This window comes from Tundrisphaera lichenicola (genome assembly GCF_051175385.1).
GTDB lineage: Bacteria > Planctomycetota > Planctomycetia > Isosphaerales > Isosphaeraceae > Tundrisphaera > Tundrisphaera lichenicola.
The window spans coordinates 7,232,829-7,253,838 of the sequence record NZ_CP195106.1; the positions used below are offsets into that span (position 1 = coordinate 7,232,829).

Sequence of the window (21,010 nt, forward strand, 5' to 3'; positions counted from 1 at the left end):
AGAAACAAGGTTCACCGGCGGGAGGCCAGATATTCGATCAGGTCGGCTGCCTCCTGGGCGGTCAGGTCGGCCATCTGGCCGTCGGGCATCAGCGAGACTCGCGACGGTCGGAGTTCCTCCACGTCCCCGGCGTTGAGGACAACCTCCTTGCCCTGGCCATCCCGGAGGACCAGCCGGCTTTCGTCCCGCTTGACCAGCAAGCCGGAGAACGAGGCACCCGTCTTCGTCGCGACGGCATAGGCGGCGTACATCGGCTCGACCCGGCGGGACGGCTCCAGGAGGCTCTCCAGCAGGTCCTCACGCGCCCGGAGCTTGCCGATGCTCGACAGGTCCGGCCCGACCGGCGTGCCCCGATCGCCGACCCGGTGGCAAGTGCCACACCGGACCGCCTCCGACCAGAACAGCTTCTCCCCCCGATCGGGATCGCCCGCCAGGGCCAGGATCGCCCTGGGCCGGGGGTTCGAGCCGAGCTTCCGCGCCCGGCCGTCCGAGGGCAAGTAGCCCTCGAAGAGGTCGCGAATCGGGCCATTCGGGAGCTTCGCCGCCGAGCCCAGGGCCGCTCCTCGTTCGATCGGCTCCAACTCACCTCGCCCGACCATCCTCGCCAGTTGCTGGGCGGAGGTCGGGTTGGCCAGCGCCGTGTCGATCGGCTTGAACGAGATGGACTGACCCGGATGCGGCCCGCCCGGGTCCATCCCGATGATCCATCGCCCGACGAGGTCCAGGCCCGCCTCGTCGGGCCGCTCGGAGCCGATGTGCGGCATCCGGTCGCGGCCGAACTTGGCCATCCGGAAGTACAGGGTGCTCTCGGTCGGATCCCCCGGCTTGATGATCCGGGCATCCGTCAGGCCGAAGTCTCCCCGGGTGGGCCGGACTCCGATCGCCTGCATCTCTGCGAGCGGGACGTTGGCCTGCAAGCGGAGCGCGACCGACCCGCCCCCGTGCTCGGAATGGCAGTGCCCGCAATTGGCGTGCAGGTAGGCTCGTGCCCTCGCTTCGAGCGGCTGGCCTTCGTCGGTCGGATCGGCGATCTTCCGCTCCTTCGAGGCCGAGGCGGCGTCGAATGGCGGGAGCGAGGCGCCGTCATCGTCGGCCCGCCGGATGATCCCCCCCTCGGTGAGCGCCACCAGCTGGTTCCGCCCGTCCGGGCCGGGGCGGTTCAACTGCTCGGGGAGGAACGCCAGCGCATATTCCGACTGGTTGCTGTGGCAGGACAGGCACTGGCTCCGGCTCTGGAATTGCCAGATCCGTTTCTGATCGCCGACGGACAGTTCCTTCTCGCCCCCCTCGGCGGGGACCAGGTCGGCGTCGGACTGGTCGTCTCGCCAGGCGAAGGTGTAGCCTCGCCAGTCCGTGCCGTCGTAGTGCAGGATCTGCGTCTCCAGACGCTTGCCAGCCAGGGAGATGGTCCTCATCAGGACCGCATCCTTGGGGAAGTGCATCCGGAAGTTATGCCAGTTCACCAGCCCGGGGATCGGCTTGCCGTTCTCGAACAGCGTGACGGAGGACGTGCCCGGCAAGGCGACCCAGTGCTCGGACGTCGCCCCGTCCAGCCACTGCCGACCATTGACCGAGAACGAGACCACGCCGTCCGCCGGCCTCTGATCCTCGACGGAGGCGAACAGGCCGGTCCGGGACAACTCCGTCGGGAAGTCGGCGTTGCGGGCACCGTCGGAGTTCTTCTCCAGGGTGTGCAGCGTGCCCGCCTCCTGGTCGAGGAAGACGAGCTCTCCGTCACGATCCTCGGCGAAGGCGACGAAGCGCACCGACGGCCGCGCGATCTCGGTCATCTCGCGGGCGAGGTCCCTCTCGAACCGCGCGGCCCAGAGCCGTCGGGTCTCCCAATCGCCGAACAGATAGGCCCCGCGCAGCTCGGGGAACTTCTCGCCCCGGTAGACCAGCCCGCCGGTGATGCTGCACGCGATCGTGTGCGGCAGCTCGATCAACGGCGGGCGGATCGGCGTCGGCCCGACCGGCTCGGACTTGATCGGCTGGGGGCCTTCCATCGCGGACCATCCGTAATTGCCCCCCTTCTCGACCCGGTGGATCGACTCCCACAACTCCCAGCCCACGTCCCCCGCAAACAGCTCGCCGGTCTGGCGATCGAAGCTCATCCGCCAGGGGTTGCGGAAGCCATACGCCCAGACCTCGGGGCGGGCCCCCCGGGTCGCGACGAAGGGGTTGTCGCCGGGGATCGCATAGCCCAGGCCGGGGTCCTTGCGGTCGACGTCGATCCGGAGGATCGAGGACAGTAGGTCGGAGATGTCCTGGCCGGTGTCGAACGGGTCGGGCGGGTTCGGGCTCCCCGCGTCCCCGGTCGAGATGTAGAGCATCCCGTCGGGGCCGAAGTGGAGGTCGCCGCCGTTGTGGCCCCCTTGCCGGAAGGAGAGGAGGATCTCCTCGCTCGAAGGATCAACTCGCGGCGGGTCGGTCCGCGAGACCCGGAATCGCGAGACGCGCGTGCCGTCCTCCAGATTCGGCCCGGGGGCCGAGCCCCGCAGGGTATAGCAAACGAAGCACTGGCGATTCCGCTCGAAGTCCGGGTGGAAGGCCAGCCCGTAGACCGCCTCGACCCCCTTCGCCCCCGCGAGCTGGCCGATCGTCGCGAGTCCTCGGGGCAGGTCGAGGAACGGCTCGGCCCCGGCATCCGGGCGGTTGGCGAACGAGTACAGGACGCCCGACTGCTCGCCGACGACCAGCCGATCCCCCTCGGGATAGCGGGTCAGCAGCAGGGGATGGTCGAACTTCAGGTTCGGGAAGACGCGGACGACCCGGAAGGGCGGGGGGGGCTCCGGTGTCCCGACGACCCGCGATCCGACCCAGGGCGTCCGGCCCGAGCGGGAGCCTTCGGCGAGGGCCGGGCCTGCTCCCCCTTCGTCCGAGGCCGGGCCGGGCCTCGCCGCGAATCCCGCCGCGATCACGAGAGCCAACACGGCCGAGGTCCGGCCAATCCCAACGAGTGTGGATGACGGCATCAACGCGACTCCGGAACCGGGACCGGGCGGGCGAGTCCAAGCGAGGGCCGCATTGTATCCTGACCCGGCCCGAAGCCGATCGCGAAAACCGCGAAGGAGCAACGCGAGCCCGTCCGGATGGCGGCCCACCTTCGATCAGCGGGACGGTCGGCAGCTCGGGAGCCGGACGCGGAAGGTGCTTCCGGCCCCGACGACGCTCTCGACCTCGATGGTCCCGCCGTGGTCGCTGATGATCCCGTGGCCCAGGCTCAGGCCCAGTCCCGAGCCCTTGCCGATGGGCCGGGTGGTGAAGAACGGGTCGAAGATCTTGGGGATGACCTCGGGCGGGATCCCCACGCCGTTGTCGACGATCTCGACGACGACCGACCCCTCCTGATCCGCTCGGGTGATCACTCGGATCGTCCCCGAGGTCCGGCCGGTGGCCTCGACGGCCTGCATTGCGTTGATCAGGAGGTTGAGGAAGACCTGGTTCAGGTGCGCCGGGGCGCACTGGAGCCGGGGAAGCTCGGCGTAGTCGCGGATCAGCTCGATCCGCTCGCGGGCGAGCTGCCCCCCGATCAGGCAGAGGCCCTGGTCGATCGACTCGTTCACGTCGATCTCGCCGATCGGGGCTCGATCGAGGTTGGCGAAGGCCCGGAGGTCGGCCACGATCTGCGCCACCCGGCCCAGCCCCCGTCGGGTCGACTCGACCAGCCGGGGGAGGTTCTCCCGGAGATAGGGCAGGTCGGCGTCGTCGACCAGCCGACGGATGGCCGAGGCCGTCTCGGGATCGGCCTGTTCCAACGTCGCGTGGGCCTCCCGGTAGCGGCCGAGGATCGTCAGGACCATCGACAGGTCGCGGGCCAGGACCGCGACGTTGTTGGTGGCGAAGGCCAGCGGGTTGTTGATCTCGTGGGCCATCCCCGCCGAGAGCGTCCCCAGGGCCGCCAGCTTCTCGGAGTGGACGAGCTGCCCCTGGGTCTCCTGGAGCTTCCGGTTGATCTTGCGGAGCCGCTCGTTGGCGTCGGTCAGTTGCTCGGTCCGCCGCCTCAGCTCCTGCTCGGCGTGGACCCGGTCGGTCACGTCCTTGAGGAAGCACCGGACGTGGTCGAGCGACCCGTCGGGGTCGTACCGGGCCTGGGTGAAGATCCGCATGTAGTGCCAGTCGCCCGAAAGGCTCCGGACCCGGAGGACGAAGTCGTGCCGCTCGCCGACTTCGACGGCCTGGCGGAACTCGTCCTCGGCCAGGGCCCGGTCGTCGGGATGGAGGTACTCCAGGAGCGACCGCGACCGCCCGGGGGGGGTCGATCCGACGAAGCCCACGAACGCGTCGGACCCCTGGACCACCCGGAGGCTCCCCGGCTCCAGCCGGCAGACCATCGCGTCGGACGGCCCCGGCCGGAGGTTGGGGATCTTCATCAGCATCGACCGGCTGAGCGTCGAGTCGACCTCCCGCGTCGGCCGGTGGATCACCGGGGCCGGGCCGGGATCGTCCAGGAGGAACTCGCCCCGACAATGGCCGCACTGGACGGTCCGCCCGAGGAATTCCCGGGGGGCGTTCAGGGGACGGCCGCAATGTCGGCAAGAAATGTTAACTTGCATCGGGATCGTGCGATCCGTCCCTGGGTCGTTCGGCAGGGGGGAGACGCCGAGGCCAACCGGGCGAGAGAGTCCGGGCAAGGTCGGAGCGGGCTGGGGCCATGCTCCGGGGTTGTCGATCTTAGTCGAACCCCGGGAGGATTGTATAGAGACCGGGGAAGGGGGCCGGGCCAGCCCCGGCGCAACCCCCGGAATATCGGGACGCAGCCTTCCCGGAAAAGCGGCGGCGTCCCGGGATCATGGCCAGCCGGCCCGGCGGATCGGAGGGAACCCTCGCCCGGACTTCGACCACCCTCTCCTCCCGGGAGTGGGCCTGGCTGAGGGAGATCCTTCACAAGCGACCCCGGTGCAACGTTCCTGGGACATCCCCGAAAAATCCAAGAGATTCGACCGCGATTCGTGGTATTCCAGGCCAGGCCAGGGACTCCGGATCATCCGTCGCCGGATGCCACCGAGGCCCGAGATCGAGTAAAGTCGGCAAGTGCCGAGGATCGCGGCCCGCGATTCGCCACGAGAGGGACGACGGCCCTCGTGGCCGCCGGCCGAGACCCGGCACGACCCCCATTCATCGGAGCATCCCATGTCACCCCATTTGCGAATTCTCTCGATCTGCGGCCTGACCGCAGCGATCGCCGGACAGCCCGCCAAGGCGGGCGAGGAGCGACGAATGGCCGACGAGCCCGGCGAAGTCCGAGTCGATGGCGAAGCCCTCCGGAACCTCCTGACCCCGGCCCGGCAGGTCACGGTGGTCGGGACCGCGAAGGTCTCGGTCGTCCCCGACCTGGCCGAGGTCACCGTCGGCGTGACGACCTCGAAGCCGACCGCCAAGGAGGCCGTCCGCGATAACAACGCCGAGATGAACCGCCTGATCGACGCCCTCAAGGGGCGCGGGGTCGCCCCGAAGGACATCCAGACCTCGGAACTCTCGATCTCCCCCCTGTATTCCCGACCGGCCGAGCCCAAGCCCGGCGTCCCCGAAGAGGCGACCGCCCCGAAGATCGTCGCGTATCAGGTCACCAATACCGTCCGGGTCTCCACCCGCGACCGGACCAAAATCGGCGAGATCGTCGATGCGGTCGTCGAGGCCGGCTCCAACCAGATGCAAGGCATCTCCTTCCGGGTCGAGGACCCCGAGAAGGTCCAGGAAACCTTGCGAGGGAAGGCATTCGACGCCGCCCGGGCCAAGGCCGAACTCTACGCGACCCGGTCGGGGATGGCCCTCGGCCAGCCCCTCCAGATCACCGAGGGCAGCGCCGCCGGGCCGATGCCCCCGCAACCGCAGATGATGTTCCGGATGGCCGCCGCCGACACCTCCATGCCCGTGAGCCCGGGCGAGCAGGAGATCAGCCTCTCGGTCACGGTCTCGTTCGAGTTGAAGGCGTCGAAGTAAGCCTCTCTTGATGGCCGATGCCATGGGCCATCGAATCCGCCTTCGGACCAACCCGGCCACATTACCAATGGGGCCGGGTCCCCGGAAAATGGAGGATCGCCCGAAAAACCATGCTGGGCAGCCTCGTTGGATGGGGATTTTATCGAGGAGCGGCGCAACCCGGCCCCGCTCCTCGACCTTGGAGTCCCCCTCGATGCCCGCCAGCGAAGCCCGGATCGCCGCCAATCGCGCCAATGCCCTGAAGTCGACCGGCCCCCGGACGTCCGAGGGGAAGGCGATCTCTCGACGGAACTCCTTCAAGCACGGGATGGCGGGGGAGGGCATCGTCCTCTCGCCGGTCGACTCGGCCGAGGTCGAGCGTCGGGGGCGGGCGATGCAGGAGGAGATGCGGCCGTCGACCGAGATGGGGCGGTATCTGGTCGGCCGGATCGCCGAGCTGACCGTCCGCGTGGAGCGCTGCTCGCGGCATGAACGGGCCTGCACCGAGGCCCGCGTGCTCCACGCCGAGGCCGCGTTCGACGAGGCCCGGCTCTCCGAGGTCGACCACCTGATCGCCTACCTCGCCCACGAACCGGCCACCTACACCCGGAAGCTCCGCGCGATGCCCGAGGGGGTCGACCGGCTGGTCGCCGGCCTCCTGGAACTTCGCGACGAGCTGGATTCCGGCCGGTGGGACTGGACCTACGGCGACCGGGTGGCCAACCTGACCGGCCGTCGGTGGGCCGAGGTCCCGGTCACCCGGGTCCGGGCCATCTCCGAGGCGATCATCGGCAACTTCAAATTCCTCTCGGATGTCGACGGCGAAGGGCTCTCCGACCCCGACCGGGTCGTCTGGGCGAGGCGGGCGATGGCCGACCTGATCGACGCCGAGATCGAGGGGCTCCTGGTCCATCGAGCCACCCTGGATCTCGACGCGATCGAGGAGGACCGGGCCGGGTCCGGGGACCGTGCCCTGTTCGACCCCTCGCGCGAGGCGACGCTGGCCCGCCGCTACGAGGCCGCGGCCGAGCGCGGGGTCTTCCGGTCGCTGGCCGAGTTGCAGAAGGTCGAGGCCGAGGCCAAGATCGAGGTCGAGACCGCCCCGCCATTGGGTTCGTTCCGCGACGATCAACCGGGGCCGGTCGAGCCCCCGCCATCGCCCGCACTCCCGGCCCGGGACACCTACTTGATGGCCGATCTCGCCACCATGTCCGACTTTAGGGAGCCGGCGGGGGCCCAATTCCTGGGAGGCCACCCCTTGACCGATCGGGTTCGAGGCGTATCGTAAAGTGGATTCGTCGGGCAGAGTCGCGGTCGTCCTCGGAGCATCGGGTTCATGGAGATCGACCCCCAGGCGCTGGCGTTCAACCTCTGCTACAAGCTGGTGATCGGCTGCGTCGTCCCCCGGCCGATCGCGGTCGTCTCCACGGTCTCGGTCGACGGGATGCCCAACGTGGCCCCGTTCTCGTACTTCACCGTGGCCAGCCATTCCCCTTTGAGCCTGGCGTTCACCGTCGGCGGCCTCAAGGGGGACGGCAGCATCAAGGACACCTTGCGCAACGCCCGGTTCGTCGAGGAGGGGGGCGTCGGAGAGTTCGTCGTCAACATCGCCGACGAGTCCTACGCCGAGGCGATGGCCAGGACCGGCGAGTCGATCCCCTACGGCGAATCCGAGTTCCACCACGCCGGCCTGACCCCCATGCCCAGCCAGGTCATCAAGCCGCCCCGGGTGGGCGAGGCGTCGGTCTCGTTCGAGTGCAAGACCACGCACGTGATCCCCATCGGCATCGCCAGCATGGTCATCGGCGAAGTCAAGCATATTTACGTGAAAGACCACCTGATTGACGAGCGCTATCGGATCGACGCCGACAAGCTCGGCGCGATCGGCCGGATGGCGGGCGACGACTACGTCCGGACCCGCGACCGGTTCGAGCTGCGGACGGCGGGGCGATGAACTTCGGGAGGTTCCCCAGATTCGGGGGAAAGCTGGCAGACTCGGCCCTGAAGCACGCCCGGGGCCGAGCGTCGTCGATGACCGATCAGGCGATCCGAGCGGCCGTCGACCAGGCGGCGCGGGTCCTGGAGGTTGCGGCCGATCAGGTCCGCTCGCGCGGGGCGGGCCCCTTGCCCGTCCAGCTCGGCGTGATCCTGAACATCGGCCTGATCAATCTGGAGATGAAGGTGATCGTGCCGCCCGAGACCGGGCCGACCCCGGGAGCCCCGGCGGTCCCGGAGCCCGAATTCGAGGATTGAGCCGCTCCGAGATCACCCATCCGCCAGGCCGAAGAGGGCCTTCACGGCGTGGAGGAGCGGGTGGGGGTGCTCGGTCGGCTCGGCGGTGGCGGCGGTCCGAAGCGCGGCCCGGGGGTGGTGGAGGAACTGGTTCTGGAGCCTCATCAGGGCGTGGGCGATGTCGTCGCGCTGGGCCTGGGTGAGGTCGGGCTGGCGGGCGACCAGGGCGTCGAACTCGCGGAGCCTCGCGGCGTCGGCGTAGTCTCCCAGCTGGCGGAGGACCGCCCCGGCGTGGGTCCGGTGGCGGAGCGCGGCCAGGCAGGTCGCGGTCTCCTGCTCGATGATCGCCAGGGCGGGGTCGACCCCCTTCTGGCGGTTCTTCCGGTTCCGGTCGGCCTGGGCCTGGAGGTCGTCCACGTTGTAGAGCATGACCTGTTCGAGGTCGCCGATCTTCGGGTCGAAGTCGCGCGGGATCGCGATGTCCAAAATCAGGGCGAGCCGGTTCTTGCGCGCCTTCTGGACCCGACTATATAGGGCGAGGTCCACGATCGGCCGATCGGCGGCGGTGGTGCTGACCACCACGTCGGCTTCAACCAGCGCCGATTCCAGTCGATCGAACGGGACCGCCTTGCCGCCCCATCGGCGGGCGACGGCCTCGGCCCGCTCGGGGTTGCGGTTGGTCACCAGGATCGAGCCGGGTCGGAGGGTCGAGAGATGTTGAAGCGTCAGGTCGCCCATCTTCCCCGCGCCGATGACCAGCACGGTCTTGTCGCCGAAGGTGTCGAAGACGTCGCGGGCCACGTCGACGGCCACGCTGGCCACCGAGAGCTTCCCCTTGTCCATCCCGGTCCGCTCGCGGACCAGCTTGCCGACCCGGAGGGCGTGCGGGAAGACGGCGTGGAGGATCGGCCCGACCGACTTCCGGGCCACGGCCGCCTTGTAGGCGTCGCGGACCTGGCCCAGGATCTGCCCCTCGCCCAGGACCAGGCTCTCCAGGCTGGCGGCGACCTTGAAGAGGTGCGCGACGGCCTCGCCGTCGTGATGGTCGACCAGGTGCGCCGCGAACTCGTCGGCGAGCCGCCCGTGGAACTGGGCCAGCCACTCGATCAAGGCCCCGGTGGTCGGGATCGCCCCGTCGACCCCGGCGGCGTAGACCTCGACCCGGTTGCAGGTCGAGAGGACCACGAACTCCCCTTCGGGAAAGCCCGACTTCAGGGCGTCGAGCCCCTGATCGAGCCGAGCCCCCTCGAACGCCAGCGCCTCGCGGACCGGCGCGGGGGCCTTCCGGTGATCGACGCCCAGGGCCAGGAGCTTCACGAGGACACCCCCGACCGGACCGGCCGACCGTCGCCAATCCCCCGGACGCCCAGCCCCGAACCCTCGGCTTCCTTCCGCGGAACGCCATGCGAGGTGATGTGCAGCAGGTCGACGCCCACCGTGGCGAACGCCAGGCAGAGGAACGCGATCACCGTGAACACCATCACCCGACGCCCCCGCATCTCCGGCCGGAACCGGGCGTGCAGGAGCCCCGCGAAGACCAGCCACATCAGGACGCCGCTGACCACCTTGGGATCGTTCCAGCCCAGTCGGGAATGCCCCGCCTTCCGCAAGGCCACCTCCATCACCACCCCCACCAGCAATCCCGCCGTCAGGAACGGGAACGCCAGCGTGATCGCCCCCCGGTTCAACCGCTCGGACTCCTCCAGGCTCGGCAGCTTGAACCCGAACCGAGGAGGCCGCTTATGCTTGAGCCGGTAAGACTGCGCCAGGTACATCAACCCCGCGGCGAAGGCCACGCACGACCCGACCGCCCCCACCAGATAAAGGATCCCATGCGCCGCGCCCCAGAACCGCGTGGGACCGCCCCATCCCGAGGCTACCCAGTCTTCTCGGGGTGCCCAGACCCCCGCCACGATCACCAGGGCCAGGACGACCGGCAGGACGAACACCCCCACGGCCACCGGCTTGGGGGACCGGACGATCAGGTAGAGCCCGACCCCGGCCAGGACCCAGGAGAGGACCAGGAGCGACTCGAAGACGGTGGAGACCGGGAGTTGGCGCGACTCCAGGGCGAGGTTCCCCAGGTAGGCCGTCTGGACGACCCAGCCCAGAGTGGTCAGGGCCAGGGTCGCGTACCAGCGGGCCTGCCCCCGGACGACGAACCGGGCCAGGTCGCAGGCCAGGGCCAGCCCATAGGTCCCACCGAAGCAGAGGACGCTCAGACGATCCACCATCAAGGACCCCTGGACACCGGCCTGGGCGGGCCGACCGACCCCGCGACGGCCCCCTCGGCTCGTCCTCCTAGTGTACTCATCCGGGCCGGGAGATCCCAGGGGGAGGATTACCGGGCCAGGAGCCGCCCCTTGCCCGATCGCGGGTCGCAGCAGGCCGGGACCTCGCCGAGGGCGGGGTCGGCCTCGCACGGGGGAGCCTCGACGGCCGGGAGGGAGGGCTTCGCCACCTCGGCCTTGGTCGATGGGGTCGGGTCGCTCGAGGCGGCGATCAGCCCGAGCAGGGCACCCGCCGCCGCGAAGGCCAGCGTCCGGAAATGGCTCGCGAGAAACGTCATGGCATGCCCATCCGTAATCAGGGACGAATCAACCGGTCGGCTTGACGCACCGGAAGCCCAGGTGGTTGCTCCCGCTGGAGATCTCCCCCTTGCCCCGGGTGCCGATCATGTACCGGGTGCAGTACTGGTCGGTGCAGAGGAACGAGCCCCCTCGATGGACCCGCTTGGGCTGGCCGGGCTCGGCGGGGTCGAAGCTGGAGTCGGGCCCCTTCGGGTTGCGGGCCACCCCGCCGGCCGACCCGAGCAGGGTGTAGGTGTCGGGCCGATACCAGTCGGAGCACCACTCCCAGACGTTCCCCGCCATGTCATGGAGGCCGTATCCATTGCTCGGGAACTGGGCCACCGGCGCGACCCCGGCGAACCCGTCCTCTTTCGTGTTGTCGACCGGGAACCGGCCCTGCCAGATGTTGGCCATCCATCGGTCGCCGGGCTTGAATTCATCCCCCCAGGAATACGGCTTCCCGGAGAGTCCCCCTCGGGCGGCGAACTCCCACTCGGCCTCGGTCGGGAGCCGCTTGCCGGCCCACTTCGCGTAAGCCTCGGCATCCTCGAAGGCGATCTGGACGACCGGATAATTCCCCCGCCCTTCGATGCTGCTCTCGGGCCCTTCGGGGTGCTTCCAGCAGGCCCCCTTGATGTAATCCCACCACTGGTAATGATTGTCCAGCGGGACCGGTTCCGAGGGGGGCTGGAAGACCACCGATCCGGCCACGAGGTTCTCCGGCGGGGCCTCCGGGAAGTCCTCGGCGCGGGGCTTTCGCTCGGCCACGGTCACGTAACCGGTCGCCTTGACGAAGGCGGCGTACTGGTCGTTGGTGACCTCGGTCCGGTCGATCCAGAAGCCATCCACGGAGACCCGGTGGATCGGCCGGGCGTCGTTCATCGGGTCGCGCCCGCCATAGGGCTCAGGCCGGGGATCTTCGGCCCCCATCGAGAAGACCCCGCCCGGGATCCAGACCATCCCCGGCGGGGCGGGGTCGGACGGGACGGACTCGGCCGGGATCGTCGGTGCGAACCCGAGCACGGGCTCGACCCTGGCCGACTCGGTCGGGGAGGGCTTGGGGGGCTCGGGGGCCGACTTCCAGAGCCGGGTCGCGCCCCAGGTCGCCAGGGCGGCGATCACCAGGATCCCCAACTGCCCGAGCCAGCCTTTCGAAGTCCTGGCCTGGGCTTTCGCCTGCGTCGTCTTGCTCGATCGCGACATGACCGGAATTCGCTCCGTCGGGGTGCTCCGGGATCGGGCCGCATGCCGGGCTCACTCGAATCCGGGCGCGGTCGATGCGAATCCGTGGGGATCTCCCAGCATCGCAAATCCGAAGGTTCGACGAAAGGGGCCGGTCGGCCCGGGTCGTTGCGCGAGAAAGCCGCGCATTCGCCAATGGATTCCGACATTCCGGTCTTTTCCGGCTCCCTCTCCCCCCGGGAGAGGGTTGGGGTGAGGGTCTTTCCGACCCCTCGACGATATCCGACACTCCGAATCCGGGCCTCGATGGTCATGCGAGGTCCCCTCACCCCGGCCCTCTCCCGGGGGGAGAGGGAGCCGGAGAAGATGCTCCGGCCAGGATTTCACCATCGCCGCCAAAAAGCGTGCCGCCTCGATCCGGGCCTCCACCCTTCAATCCGGCCGGGCCTTCCCCTAGACTTGGTTCAGCCCGGTCGGCCGAGGGTGGCCCGGAGTGGGCGACGCCCCACGGGGCGTCCCGCCGAAACCGCGTCCGCAGGAATGAACGTCATGCGATGGCTCGTCGTCTCCCTGTCCTGCCTGGTCCCCCTGGCCGCCGCCCTGGCCGATGGCCCGGTCGACAACCGCCCGGAGGATGTCCGCCGGGTCCCCAAGCTCGGCATCGAGGTCTCGCCCGAGGATCGCAAGGCGCTGGAGGAAGGGCTGGCCTCGCTCGAGAAGGCGATCGAGCCGCTCCTGGCGAAGAAGGAGGACCCCAGGCTCGCGCTGCTCCTGCCGGACGTCCAGGTCTTTTACAAGGCCGTGCATGACGCCCTGACTCACCGGGAATTCTTCGATCCCAAGGACATCGCCAAGGCCAAGCACCAGCTGGAAGAAGGGCAGGCCCGGGCCGAGGCGCTGGGCCGGGGCGAGGCCCCTTGGACCACGCAGACCGGCCTGCTGGTCCGCGGCTACGTCTCGAAGATCGACGGCTCGGTCCAGCCTTACGGGCTGGTCGTCCCCCCGACCTACACGACGGCCACGCCGCACCGATACCGGCTGGACCTCTGGTTCCAGGGGCGCGGCGAGACGGCCAGCGAGGTCAACTTCATCGACATTCGCGAGCGCCAGCCGGGCACCTTCACGCCGGCCGACACCATCGTCCTGCACCCTTACGGGCGGTACTGCAACGCCTACAAGTTCGCCGGAGAGGTGGACGTGCTGGAGGCCCTGGAGGACGTCAAGAAGAAGTACAAGATCGACGACGACCGGATCAGCGTCCGGGGGTTCTCGATGGGCGGCGCGGCGGCCTGGCAGTTCGGCGTCCACTACTCCGACCGGTGGTTCGCCTGCAACCCCGGCGCGGGGTTCTCGGAGACCCCCCGCTTCCTGAAGGTCTTCCAGAAGGAGACCCTGGAGCCGACCTGGTACGAGAAGGCGCTCTGGCATCTGTATGATTGCACCGATTACGCCGCCAACCTCCTCCAGTGCCCGACCGTCGCCTACAGCGGCGAGCTGGACAGCCAGAAGCAGGCCGCCGACGTGATGGACGAGGCCCTCCGCTCCGAGGAAGTCCACCTGGTCCACATCATCGGCCCGGCCACCAAGCACGCCTACCACCCCGAGGCCAGGGAGGAGGTCGAACGCCGCCTCGACAGCATCGCCGAGCACGGACGGAAGCGGATCTTCCAGAGCGTCGATTTCGTCACATATACACTCAAGTACAACAAGATGTCCTGGGTGACGATCGACGCCATGGGCGAGCACTGGGCCAGGGCCTCGGTCCGGGCCAGGCTGGTGGGCGACTCGGCCGTCGAGATCGTCACCCGGAATGTCACCGCCCTGACGCTGGACATGCCCCCCGGCTGGAGCCCCCTGGAGCCGGCCCGGCCGGTCCTCCTGACGATCGACGAGACGGTCATCCCGGTCCCTCGCCCGGGCTCGGATCGATCCTGGCACGTCGAACTCATCAAGGATGGCGACACCTGGACGCGCAAGGACTTGCAAGCACAAGGTGATGTTCTCCGCAAGCGACACGACCTCCAGGGGCCGATCGACGACGCCTTCATGGACTCGTTCGTGATCGTCAGGCCCACCGGCAAATCGGACTACCCGAAGGTCGCCGGGTGGGTCGAGCAGGAGGGGGCGCGGGCCATCGAGCACTGGCGGAGGCACTTCCGCGGCGACGCCCGGGTCAAGGACGACATCATGGTGACCGACGCCGACATCGCCTCCTCGAACCTGATCCTCTGGGGCGACCCCCGGAGCAACGCCATCCTCAAGCGGATCGCCGACAAGCTGCCGATCCGCTGGGAAGGGGGCAAGGTCGTCGCGGGCTCGCGGTCGTTCGACGCCGAGACCCACGCGCCGATCCTGATCTACCCGAACCCGCTCAACCCGGCGAAGTACGTCGTCCTGAACAGCGGATTCACCTTCCGAGAATATGATTATTTGAACAACGCCAGACAGGTCCCCAAGCTGCCCGACTGGGCGATCGTGGACGTGACCACGCCGCCCGACTCCCGGAAGCCGGGCAAGATCGCGGCCGCCGACTTCTTCGGCGAGGCCTGGGAACTCCGGCCGGCCCGGGACTGACCGGATGATCCCGCTCCCCCCCCAAGAGGTCCACGTCTGGACCGCCTCGCGAGACGCCCCCGACGACGTGGTCGGGGCGATGCGGGGGCTCCTCGAAGACGCCGAGCTGAGGCGGGCCGACCGGTTCGTGAACCCGGTCGACCGCCGGAGGTTCGCGGTCGGCCGGGGCCTCCTCCGGACGATCCTGGGCCGATACCTGGACCGCGACCCGGGCGCGATCCGTTTCGTCACCAACCCGCACGGCAAGCCCGAACTCGACCCGGACTTAAATCCACAATTACCAATTCGTTTCAACCTGGCCCATTCCGGGTCGCTCGTCCTGTACGCCCTGTCCCTGGGCCGGGACCTCGGCGTGGACATCGAGCAGGTCCGGCCCGACTTCGGCGGCGAGGCCCTGGCCGGCCGGTTCTTCGCCCCCGGCGAGGTGGCCGCCCTGAGTGCGCTTCCCGAGTCGGACCGGACGCTCGCCTTCTTCCACGGATGGACGCGCAAGGAAGCGTACATCAAAGCAAAAGGCAAGGGACTGGCGATCCCGCTCGACGAGTTCGAGGTCACGCTCGGCCCCGATCGACCGGCCATGCTCTTATCTACTTTACCCGATCCCGACGAGGCGGCCCGATGGTCCCTGGTCGAGCTGCCGGCCGAGCCGGGATACGTCGCCGCGGCCTGCGTCAAGGGGCACGGCTGGACCCTCCGGCGGGCCTGGTGGGACGGGGCGCTGGCCGATCGGTAGGGCCGGCGTTAGGATGACGCGGGACGTCCCCGGTTCCCACTCTCCTATTCAGATCAGGAAATGTCATCGTGATGAAACTCACCGCGATCGGGCTCGGCCTCTGCCTCGCCACCGGATTCGCGCCCGTCGCCCGGGCCGACGACCCGCCCGCCCCCAAGACCTTCGACCTCTGGCCCGAGAAGCCCCCGGGCGAGGCCGGGGCCATCGGCGAGGAGAAGTCGGAGACCTCCGGCGGGATCCTCCGGATTTCCAACGTCACCAAGCCGACCCTGACGGTCTACCGCCCGAGCCCCGAGAAGGACACCGGCGCGGCGGTCGTGATCTGCCCCGGCGGCGGCTACAGCATCCTGGCCTCCGACCATGAGGGGGCGAAGGTCGCCGAGTGGCTGAACACGATCGGCGTGACCGGCGTCCTCCTGAAGTACCGGGTCCCCCGCCGCGAAGGGACGCCCAAGGACGCCCCCCCGCCGCAGGCCCTGATGGACGCCCAGCGGGCCCTGAGCGTGACCCGGGCCCATGCCGCCGACCTCGGGCTCGACCCCAAACGGATCGGCATCCTCGGATTCTCGGCCGGGGGGCACCTCGCCGCCTGGGCCTCGACCAACCCCGACAAGCGGGCCTACGAGCCGGTCGACGACCTCGACAAGGCCGACTGCCGGCCCGACTTCACCATCCTGGTCTATCCGGCCTACCTGACCGAGAAGGACGGCGAGGGGCTGGCCCCCGAGATCCGGGTGGGCTCGGGATCGCCCCCGACCTTCTTCGCCCACGCCGGGGACGACCCCGTGACCGTCGAGAGCAGCGTCCGGATGTACCTGGCCCTGAAGCGGGCCGGAGTCCCCTCCGAGTTGCATGTTTATGCGTCGGGTGGCCACGGCTTCGGGATGAACCCGATCGGCAAGCCGGTCGCCTCCTGGCCCCGGCGGTGCGAGGAGTGGATGAAGGCCCGGGGGCTGCTCAAGCCTGGCGAGAAGGGCTGATCCACGATCGCCGATGAGTGATCAAGGGGCCGCATCGCGACGGGCGTCGCCGAGCAGGTCGGCGACGCCCAGCTCGGCCGCCCAGAGGTCGAGATAGCCCTGGTCGAGCCGCTCGCCCTGGACCCTCATCACGCCCAGCACGTCCAGCCATTGCCGTTCGGACGCCTGATTGCCGAGGCGATACCCCTCCAGCTTGAGGAGGATGGTATCCTCGGCCGAGATCATGACGAGGGGAGAGTTGGTGTCGCCGGGCATCTCGACCGCCGATCGACGACGCAGGACGGATCGATCAAATGGCAAATCTTTACTCACAAATACGTCGACCTTGAACCCGGCGATCGTATTGATGATATTGAAAGTCCGACGTCCGCGGACCGCCTCCCTGACGGCCTCCAGGCTAACGTAATAGTCCGGCCCGAAGCTCGCGACGAGGTCGGCTTCCCTCCCGGTAAACGGCTCGACAGTCAGGTCGGCGTCGCGGGTCGATCGGGGCTCGCCGTGGTAGGAACTGGCCCAGGAACCACCCAGGGCATGGGCGATCCCCAGTCGGTCGAACGCGCCGACCACTTCTCGGACGACATCCAGATTGTCCAGGGGCCGATCCATCAACTCGTCTCCGACGGACAACCAGGGGCCAGAGCCCAGCCGGATGAGATTCCAGGAGGACCGGATCTGGTCGCGAGTCGCTCGGGGCTCTCGCTTCCGGAAGCCCGCCTCGTGCAGATCACGCTCAGCCCGATAGTCGGCCGCCTGCAAGCGCAACTTGCGAACGGGCGTCATCCGTCGATAGACGTCGGCGAGGACCCGAAGCGCTTCGTCCGAGGTATCGGTCATTCCGACCCGCTTCATGGCAAGCCTCCCGACCTCCCATTCTATCAGTCGCGGCTCGCCTGGGAAGCCGGGGCGGCGGGCTTTCCCCTGGCCCCGAGATCGAAGGGTTCCAGGGTATTGGGGCCGGGCCGGATCGAGGCCCTGAGGCCGGAAGATCCGGGGTCGGCATACCGCCCGCGGAGCAGGTCGGGCGCGACCTTCGGGGCGTCCTTCCGGGCGAAGTCGATCGAGTCGGATCGGGCCGGGGTCGAGATGGCGACCCGGTAGTCGCCGGCCGGTGCGCCCTCGGACGCCACGGTCGAGCCGGGCAGGAACGTGGACAGGCGGAACCGGCCCTCCTGGTCGGTCCGGGCCATCGGGACGGGGGCCTCCTCGTCGGCCGATGCCGGCCGGAAGGTCACCTGGACGCCGGGCAGCGGCTTGCCCTGGAGGAGGACCTGACCGCCCGCCGGATGGAGGGGGAACCGCCCCGGGTCCGACCCTCCGCAACCGGCCAGGGCGGCCGGGAGTCCGCCGACGATCAGGGTCGCGAGGGCCTGTCGATGGGTGAGCATGGAGACCTCGGATCGATCAATAAGAATCGGACGAAATGACCTCGCCGCCGTTGTAGCTGATCAGCGCGGCCATGACGCTCGGGGCGGTCGTCGCCTTGACGAAGTGGACCGAGCCGTCGGCGAAGACGTGGTTGGCCCCGCCGGGATGGAAGGCGTAGATCTCGTTGTTGCTGCTGTAGTTGGTGTGCTCCTTGCTGCCGTCGCCGTCGATGTAGAACTCGCTCCCGTAGTCGGCCCAGCCCGCGCCCGAGCCTTCGTTGTCCTGGGTCGGCGGCGTGCCGTTCCGATACCAGGGATAGCTGACGCCGTACTGGAGCTGCCTCCCGCCGACGTAGAAGTTGGGCCGGCCGGCGTCCTCGGAGTACATGATGGTGTTCGAGGTGCCGTCGGTGACCTCGGCGATCCGCCGGAGGTAGTTCCCCTTGAGCATGCCCCGGACGATCTGGCCCGGCGGGTGGGGGACCTTGTTCGCATCGAGCCAGCTGCTGTCGATCCCGTCGGCGATGGCGTAGTCGCCCGCGGCCAGCGTGTAGGTCTGGCCGTCCAGCGAGCTGACGAAGGGCATGGTCCGCAGGCCCGGGGCCGATGGGCAGACCATGAAGTTGAGCTGGGTGCCGATCGCCGTCGAGTTCGGCATCGAGGCGAAGGCGACCGAGAGATTGTAGCTGTTGGAGAGGGCCGACTGTTCGATGAAGGGCATGATCAGCGGGACCCAGGCATGGATGTTATAAGGATAATCGCACACGTCGCCCAGTTGCTTGGGGCAGGGGGGGATGTAGTTGGGATTGTCGGCGGGGAGCAGATTCGCCCCGCCGAGGAACTCCTCGCGGATCGCCCAGGTCGGCGCGAAGAAGTTGCGAGTCCCCTCGAAATTATGGCTGGCCAGCCCGAGCTGCTTGAGGTTGTTGATGCACTGGGCCCTGCGGGCGGCCTCGCGGGCGGCCTGGACCGCCGGCAGCAGCAGCGAGATCAGGACGGCAATGATCGCGATCACCACCAGCAGCTCGATCAGCGTGAAGCCGGGGCGACGGTATCCCGGGGGGCGCAGGGGAGCTTTCAAGGGATCAGTCCTGGTTGATGCACGGGGAGCGGCAGGATTAAGCCGACGAATCCGTTATATCAATCAGCCGTGACTTTCGCGCGAAATCCCCGCCAAGTTCCCGAGAGGATTGCCCGGGATCTCCTCGCATCGGCCGGGTGGGGAATTTATCCTGGCCCGAGATCGTCGAGGGTCGACGGCCGATCGGGGCAGGGGATGAGACGCCATGAAATCGACAAATGCCGGCCTACTAATGACGATGGTCCTCGCGGCGACCGCGACCGGGTCCGAGGATCCGGGCCGATCCGAGGTCCGGCGCGAAGGCGACCGAGCGACGATGACCTGGCCCGCCGCGCCGGGGGAGTCGGGCCGATTGACGCTGGACCTCCGCCCCGGATCGCCGCTCTTCGAACGGATCGAGATCCTCGAGGACGCCTCGGGGCGGGCGGCCACCCTGGCCGAGCGGGTCGAGCCTTCGACCTTCGTGGTCGTCGGTAGCCGCGAGAACCCGCCGCCGATCCCCCCGGAGATGAGCGTCTTCAACGTCTTCTTCGACAACCCCGCGAAGCGTCCCCACCGGGCCTTCGCCTCGACCTTCGGGGGCAAGACACTTCGCGTCCTATCCGAGGGCCGGCGAGGGTCGGTGGCCATCGGCCCGATCGAGGTCGGGCCGTTCCGGGGCGAGCTGGTTATCACGACCTACGCCGGGGCCCGGCTGGTCCACGTCGAGGCCGTGGTGTCGACCCTCGAGGATCGGACGGCCTACCTCTACGACGCCGGGCTGATCGGCCGGGAGCCCATCGGTCGGAGCCTGGCCTGGGTCGACACCGAAGGGGAGATCCATCGAGAGCCGGTCGCCCCGGACGCCCCCGACCGGTCCGAGGCGGTCCGGCACCGGGCGATCGTCGCCGAGTCCGGGGGGGGTTCGCTGGCCTGCTTCCCGCCCCCGCATCAATACTTCTTCCCGCGAGACGACACCGACAACCTGAAGACCGCCTGGCACGGCCGGGGGCATCGGGGGCTGGCCCCGGGCTTCGGGATCGGGATCGGCCAGCACGAGACCGGCGGGGGCAACTTCTCGCCCTGGGTCAACGCCCCGCCCGGCACCGAGCAGCGCCTCGGGGTCTTCTACCTCCTGAGCCGCGAGCCGGCCGAGGGGGCGATCCGCGAGGCCCTCCGGTTCACCCACGGCGACCGCTTCCCCGAGCTTCCCGGCCGCAAGGTCTTCACCAGCCACTGGCACATGGCCTTCACCGTCGAGGCCATGAGGCAGAAGGCCGAAGGGATCCGCCCCTTGCCCATCCCCGAACTCGTCGAGGTCTTCAAGGGACTGGGCGTCGACGCCGTCCACGCCGCCGAGTTCCACGGCGACGGGCACCCCGGCGACCCCGGCCCGATCCGGCTCCCCGAACTGGCCGCGATGTTCGAGGAATGCCGACGCCTCTCCGACGAGAAGCTCCTGATGATCCCGGGCGAGGAGGCCAACCTCTACCTCGGCCCGAGGGAGCCCGGCCGGAATCCCGGCCACTGGCTCGCCATGTTCCCGAAGCCCGTCTACTGGACCATGAAGCGCGGCCCCGGCCAGCCGTTCGTCGAGAACGACCCGACCTACGGGACCGTCTACCACGTCGGCGACACCGAAGACATGTTCAAGCTCTTGAATCAAGAGCACGGCCTGGCCTGGACCGCCCATCCCCGGATCAAGTCGTCGAACTTCGCGCCCGACATCTATCGGGACGAGGATTTCTTCCGGGGCGATTCCTGGCTCGGGGCCGCCTGGAAGGCGATGCCCGCCGACCTGTCTCGCCCCCGACTGGGCGAGCGCGGCCTCGACCTGCTCGACGACATGAGCAACTGGGGCGCGAGGAAGATCCTGCTGGGCGAGGTCGACACCTTCAAGCTCGCCCGGAGCCACGAAGTTTACGGACATATGAACGTGAACTATGTCCGGCTGGACCGGCTCCCCCGGTTCGACGAGGGGTGGCAGCCGATCCTGGACGCCCTCCGCGCCGGGCGATTCTTCGTGACGACCGGCGAGGTCCTGATCGAGTCGGCCACGATCGGCGGGAGCGAGGCAGGGCAGGCCTTGAAGGTCGGGAAGGGGGATCGCCCCGAGGTCCGGGTCGAGCTGTCCTGGACCTTCCCGCTCCGATATGCGGAGGTCGTCTCCGGCGACGGCCGGGGGGTCTATCGTGAGCGGATCGACCTGTCCGACACCCCGCCGTTCGGCCGGCGGACCCTGACCTTCCGGCCCGAGTTGGAGGGCCGGACCTGGGCCCGATTCGAGGTCTGGGACGTCGCGACCGACGGCGCATTCACGCAGCCGGCCTGGATCGATCGGGAGGACTAGCGAGAGTCCAGGCCCCGCGACGGAATCATCGCGGGGCCGGCGG

Annotated in this window: 17 protein-coding genes; 8 read left to right on the plus strand and 9 right to left on the minus strand. The window is 69.0% G+C overall.

Features of this window, described 5'->3' with window-relative positions; translation table 11 throughout:
* Positions 1-11: 11 nt before the first annotated feature.
* Together P12x_RS28745 and P12x_RS28750 are read right to left on the minus strand one after the other, a co-directional pair.
* A complete protein-coding gene (locus tag P12x_RS28745; RefSeq protein ID WP_435008543.1) occupies positions 12-2,975 on the minus strand; it encodes a PQQ-dependent sugar dehydrogenase in 2,964 nt (987 codons plus the stop codon).
* 135 nt (positions 2,976-3,110) lie between these two features.
* Positions 3,111-4,556, minus strand: coding sequence for a sensor histidine kinase (locus P12x_RS28750; protein WP_435008544.1), 1,446 nt, complete (start codon positions 4,554-4,556; stop codon positions 3,111-3,113).
* Between the two features lie 577 nt (positions 4,557-5,133).
* On the opposite strand from P12x_RS28750, the gene P12x_RS28755 reads away from it, so the two are divergent.
* From P12x_RS28755 to P12x_RS28770, 4 genes are all read left to right on the plus strand, one after another.
* Entirely contained in the window at positions 5,134-5,943 is an 810-nt protein-coding gene (locus tag P12x_RS28755) for an SIMPL domain-containing protein (RefSeq protein WP_435008545.1), read from the plus strand.
* Between the two features lie 193 nt (positions 5,944-6,136).
* On the plus strand, positions 6,137-7,210 hold the full coding sequence (locus tag P12x_RS28760; RefSeq protein WP_435008546.1) for a hypothetical protein: 1,074 nt from the start codon (positions 6,137-6,139) through the stop codon (positions 7,208-7,210).
* Between the two features lie 48 nt (positions 7,211-7,258).
* Positions 7,259-7,876: a flavin reductase family protein gene (locus P12x_RS28765; protein WP_435008547.1), complete on the plus strand. Its 618-nt coding sequence runs from the start codon at positions 7,259-7,261 to the stop codon at positions 7,874-7,876.
* Positions 7,873-8,175 (plus strand): hypothetical protein, encoded by a 303-nt coding sequence (locus P12x_RS28770; RefSeq protein WP_435008548.1) that lies wholly within the window; start codon positions 7,873-7,875, stop codon positions 8,173-8,175. Before P12x_RS28765 ends, P12x_RS28770 begins: the two co-directional genes overlap by 4 nt.
* A gap of 12 nt (positions 8,176-8,187) precedes the next feature.
* Here the strand turns inward: P12x_RS28770 and hemA are convergent, their stop codons facing one another.
* The 4 genes from hemA to P12x_RS28790 form a co-directional block, all read right to left on the minus strand.
* Entirely contained in the window at positions 8,188-9,471 is a 1,284-nt protein-coding gene (hemA, locus tag P12x_RS28775; RefSeq protein ID WP_435008549.1) for a glutamyl-tRNA reductase, read from the minus strand.
* Positions 9,468-10,388, minus strand: coding sequence for a cytochrome C assembly family protein (locus P12x_RS28780; RefSeq protein WP_435008550.1), 921 nt, complete (start codon positions 10,386-10,388; stop codon positions 9,468-9,470). The genes hemA and P12x_RS28780 overlap by 4 nt, the downstream gene beginning before the upstream one ends.
* 107 nt (positions 10,389-10,495) lie before the next feature.
* Positions 10,496-10,723: a hypothetical protein gene (locus tag P12x_RS28785; protein WP_435008551.1), complete on the minus strand. Its 228-nt coding sequence runs from the start codon at positions 10,721-10,723 to the stop codon at positions 10,496-10,498.
* A gap of 28 nt (positions 10,724-10,751) precedes the next feature.
* The gene (locus P12x_RS28790; RefSeq protein WP_435008552.1) at positions 10,752-11,927 is read right to left on the minus strand and encodes a formylglycine-generating enzyme family protein; all 1,176 of its coding nucleotides are present in this window, start codon (positions 11,925-11,927) and stop codon (positions 10,752-10,754) included.
* Positions 11,928-12,455: 528 nt separating this feature from the next.
* On the opposite strand from P12x_RS28790, the gene P12x_RS28795 reads away from it, so the two are divergent.
* The 3 genes from P12x_RS28795 to P12x_RS28805 all read left to right on the plus strand — a co-directional run bounded on the left by P12x_RS28795 (position 12,456) and on the right by P12x_RS28805 (position 16,193).
* Positions 12,456-14,480 carry a prolyl oligopeptidase family serine peptidase gene (locus tag P12x_RS28795; protein WP_435008553.1) on the plus strand — a complete coding sequence of 675 codons (2,025 nt, stop codon included), beginning with the start codon at positions 12,456-12,458 and terminating at the stop codon, positions 14,478-14,480.
* A gap of 4 nt (positions 14,481-14,484) precedes the next feature.
* On the plus strand, positions 14,485-15,213 hold the full coding sequence (locus P12x_RS28800) for a 4'-phosphopantetheinyl transferase family protein (RefSeq protein WP_435008554.1): 729 nt from the start codon (positions 14,485-14,487) through the stop codon (positions 15,211-15,213).
* 71 nt (positions 15,214-15,284) lie between these two features.
* Complete coding sequence (locus P12x_RS28805) at positions 15,285-16,193, plus strand: alpha/beta hydrolase (protein ID WP_435011745.1); 909 nt, start codon at positions 15,285-15,287, stop codon at positions 16,191-16,193.
* Between the two features lie 21 nt (positions 16,194-16,214).
* On the opposite strand, the gene P12x_RS28810 is transcribed toward P12x_RS28805, so the two are convergent.
* Genes P12x_RS28810 through P12x_RS28820 form a run of 3 tightly spaced genes read right to left on the minus strand, consistent with a single transcriptional unit; the run spans position 16,215 to position 18,638 of the window.
* Positions 16,215-17,042 carry a hypothetical protein gene (locus P12x_RS28810; protein WP_435008555.1) on the minus strand — a complete coding sequence of 276 codons (828 nt, stop codon included), beginning with the start codon at positions 17,040-17,042 and terminating at the stop codon, positions 16,215-16,217.
* Positions 17,043-17,068: 26 nt separating this feature from the next.
* A complete protein-coding gene (locus P12x_RS28815; RefSeq protein WP_435008556.1) occupies positions 17,069-17,578 on the minus strand; it encodes a hypothetical protein in 510 nt (169 codons plus the stop codon).
* A gap of 16 nt (positions 17,579-17,594) precedes the next feature.
* On the minus strand, positions 17,595-18,638 hold the full coding sequence (locus P12x_RS28820) for a DUF1559 domain-containing protein (RefSeq protein WP_435008557.1): 1,044 nt from the start codon (positions 18,636-18,638) through the stop codon (positions 17,595-17,597).
* Positions 18,639-18,843: 205 nt separating this feature from the next.
* On the opposite strand from P12x_RS28820, the gene P12x_RS28825 reads away from it, so the two are divergent.
* Positions 18,844-20,967, plus strand: a complete 2,124-nt coding sequence (locus tag P12x_RS28825; protein ID WP_435008558.1) for a hypothetical protein — start codon at positions 18,844-18,846, stop codon at positions 20,965-20,967.
* Positions 20,968-21,010 lie beyond the last annotated feature (43 nt).

Coding starts and splice junctions, on each gene's coding strand:
- P12x_RS28745 (WP_435008543.1), bottom strand. CDS start 2,975: ATGCCGTCATCCACACTCGTTGGGATTGGCCGGACCTCGGCCGTGTTG.
- P12x_RS28785 (WP_435008551.1), bottom strand. CDS start 10,723: ATGACGTTTCTCGCGAGCCATTTCCGGACGCTGGCCTTCGCGGCGGCG.
- P12x_RS28800 (WP_435008554.1), top strand. CDS start 14,485: ATGATCCCGCTCCCCCCCCAAGAGGTCCACGTCTGGACCGCCTCGCGA.
- P12x_RS28780 (WP_435008550.1), bottom strand. CDS start 10,388: ATGGTGGATCGTCTGAGCGTCCTCTGCTTCGGTGGGACCTATGGGCTG.
- P12x_RS28810 (WP_435008555.1), bottom strand. CDS start 17,042: ATGAAGCGGGTCGGAATGACCGATACCTCGGACGAAGCGCTTCGGGTC.
- P12x_RS28770 (WP_435008548.1), top strand. CDS start 7,873: ATGAACTTCGGGAGGTTCCCCAGATTCGGGGGAAAGCTGGCAGACTCG.
- P12x_RS28765 (WP_435008547.1), top strand. CDS start 7,259: ATGGAGATCGACCCCCAGGCGCTGGCGTTCAACCTCTGCTACAAGCTG.
- P12x_RS28790 (WP_435008552.1), bottom strand. CDS start 11,927: ATGTCGCGATCGAGCAAGACGACGCAGGCGAAAGCCCAGGCCAGGACT.
- P12x_RS28795 (WP_435008553.1), top strand. CDS start 12,456: ATGCGATGGCTCGTCGTCTCCCTGTCCTGCCTGGTCCCCCTGGCCGCC.
- P12x_RS28760 (WP_435008546.1), top strand. CDS start 6,137: ATGCCCGCCAGCGAAGCCCGGATCGCCGCCAATCGCGCCAATGCCCTG.
- P12x_RS28750 (WP_435008544.1), bottom strand. CDS start 4,556: ATGCAAGTTAACATTTCTTGCCGACATTGCGGCCGTCCCCTGAACGCC.
- P12x_RS28815 (WP_435008556.1), bottom strand. CDS start 17,578: ATGCTCACCCATCGACAGGCCCTCGCGACCCTGATCGTCGGCGGACTC.
- P12x_RS28825 (WP_435008558.1), top strand. CDS start 18,844: ATGAAATCGACAAATGCCGGCCTACTAATGACGATGGTCCTCGCGGCG.
- P12x_RS28805 (WP_435011745.1), top strand. CDS start 15,285: ATGAAACTCACCGCGATCGGGCTCGGCCTCTGCCTCGCCACCGGATTC.
- P12x_RS28755 (WP_435008545.1), top strand. CDS start 5,134: ATGTCACCCCATTTGCGAATTCTCTCGATCTGCGGCCTGACCGCAGCG.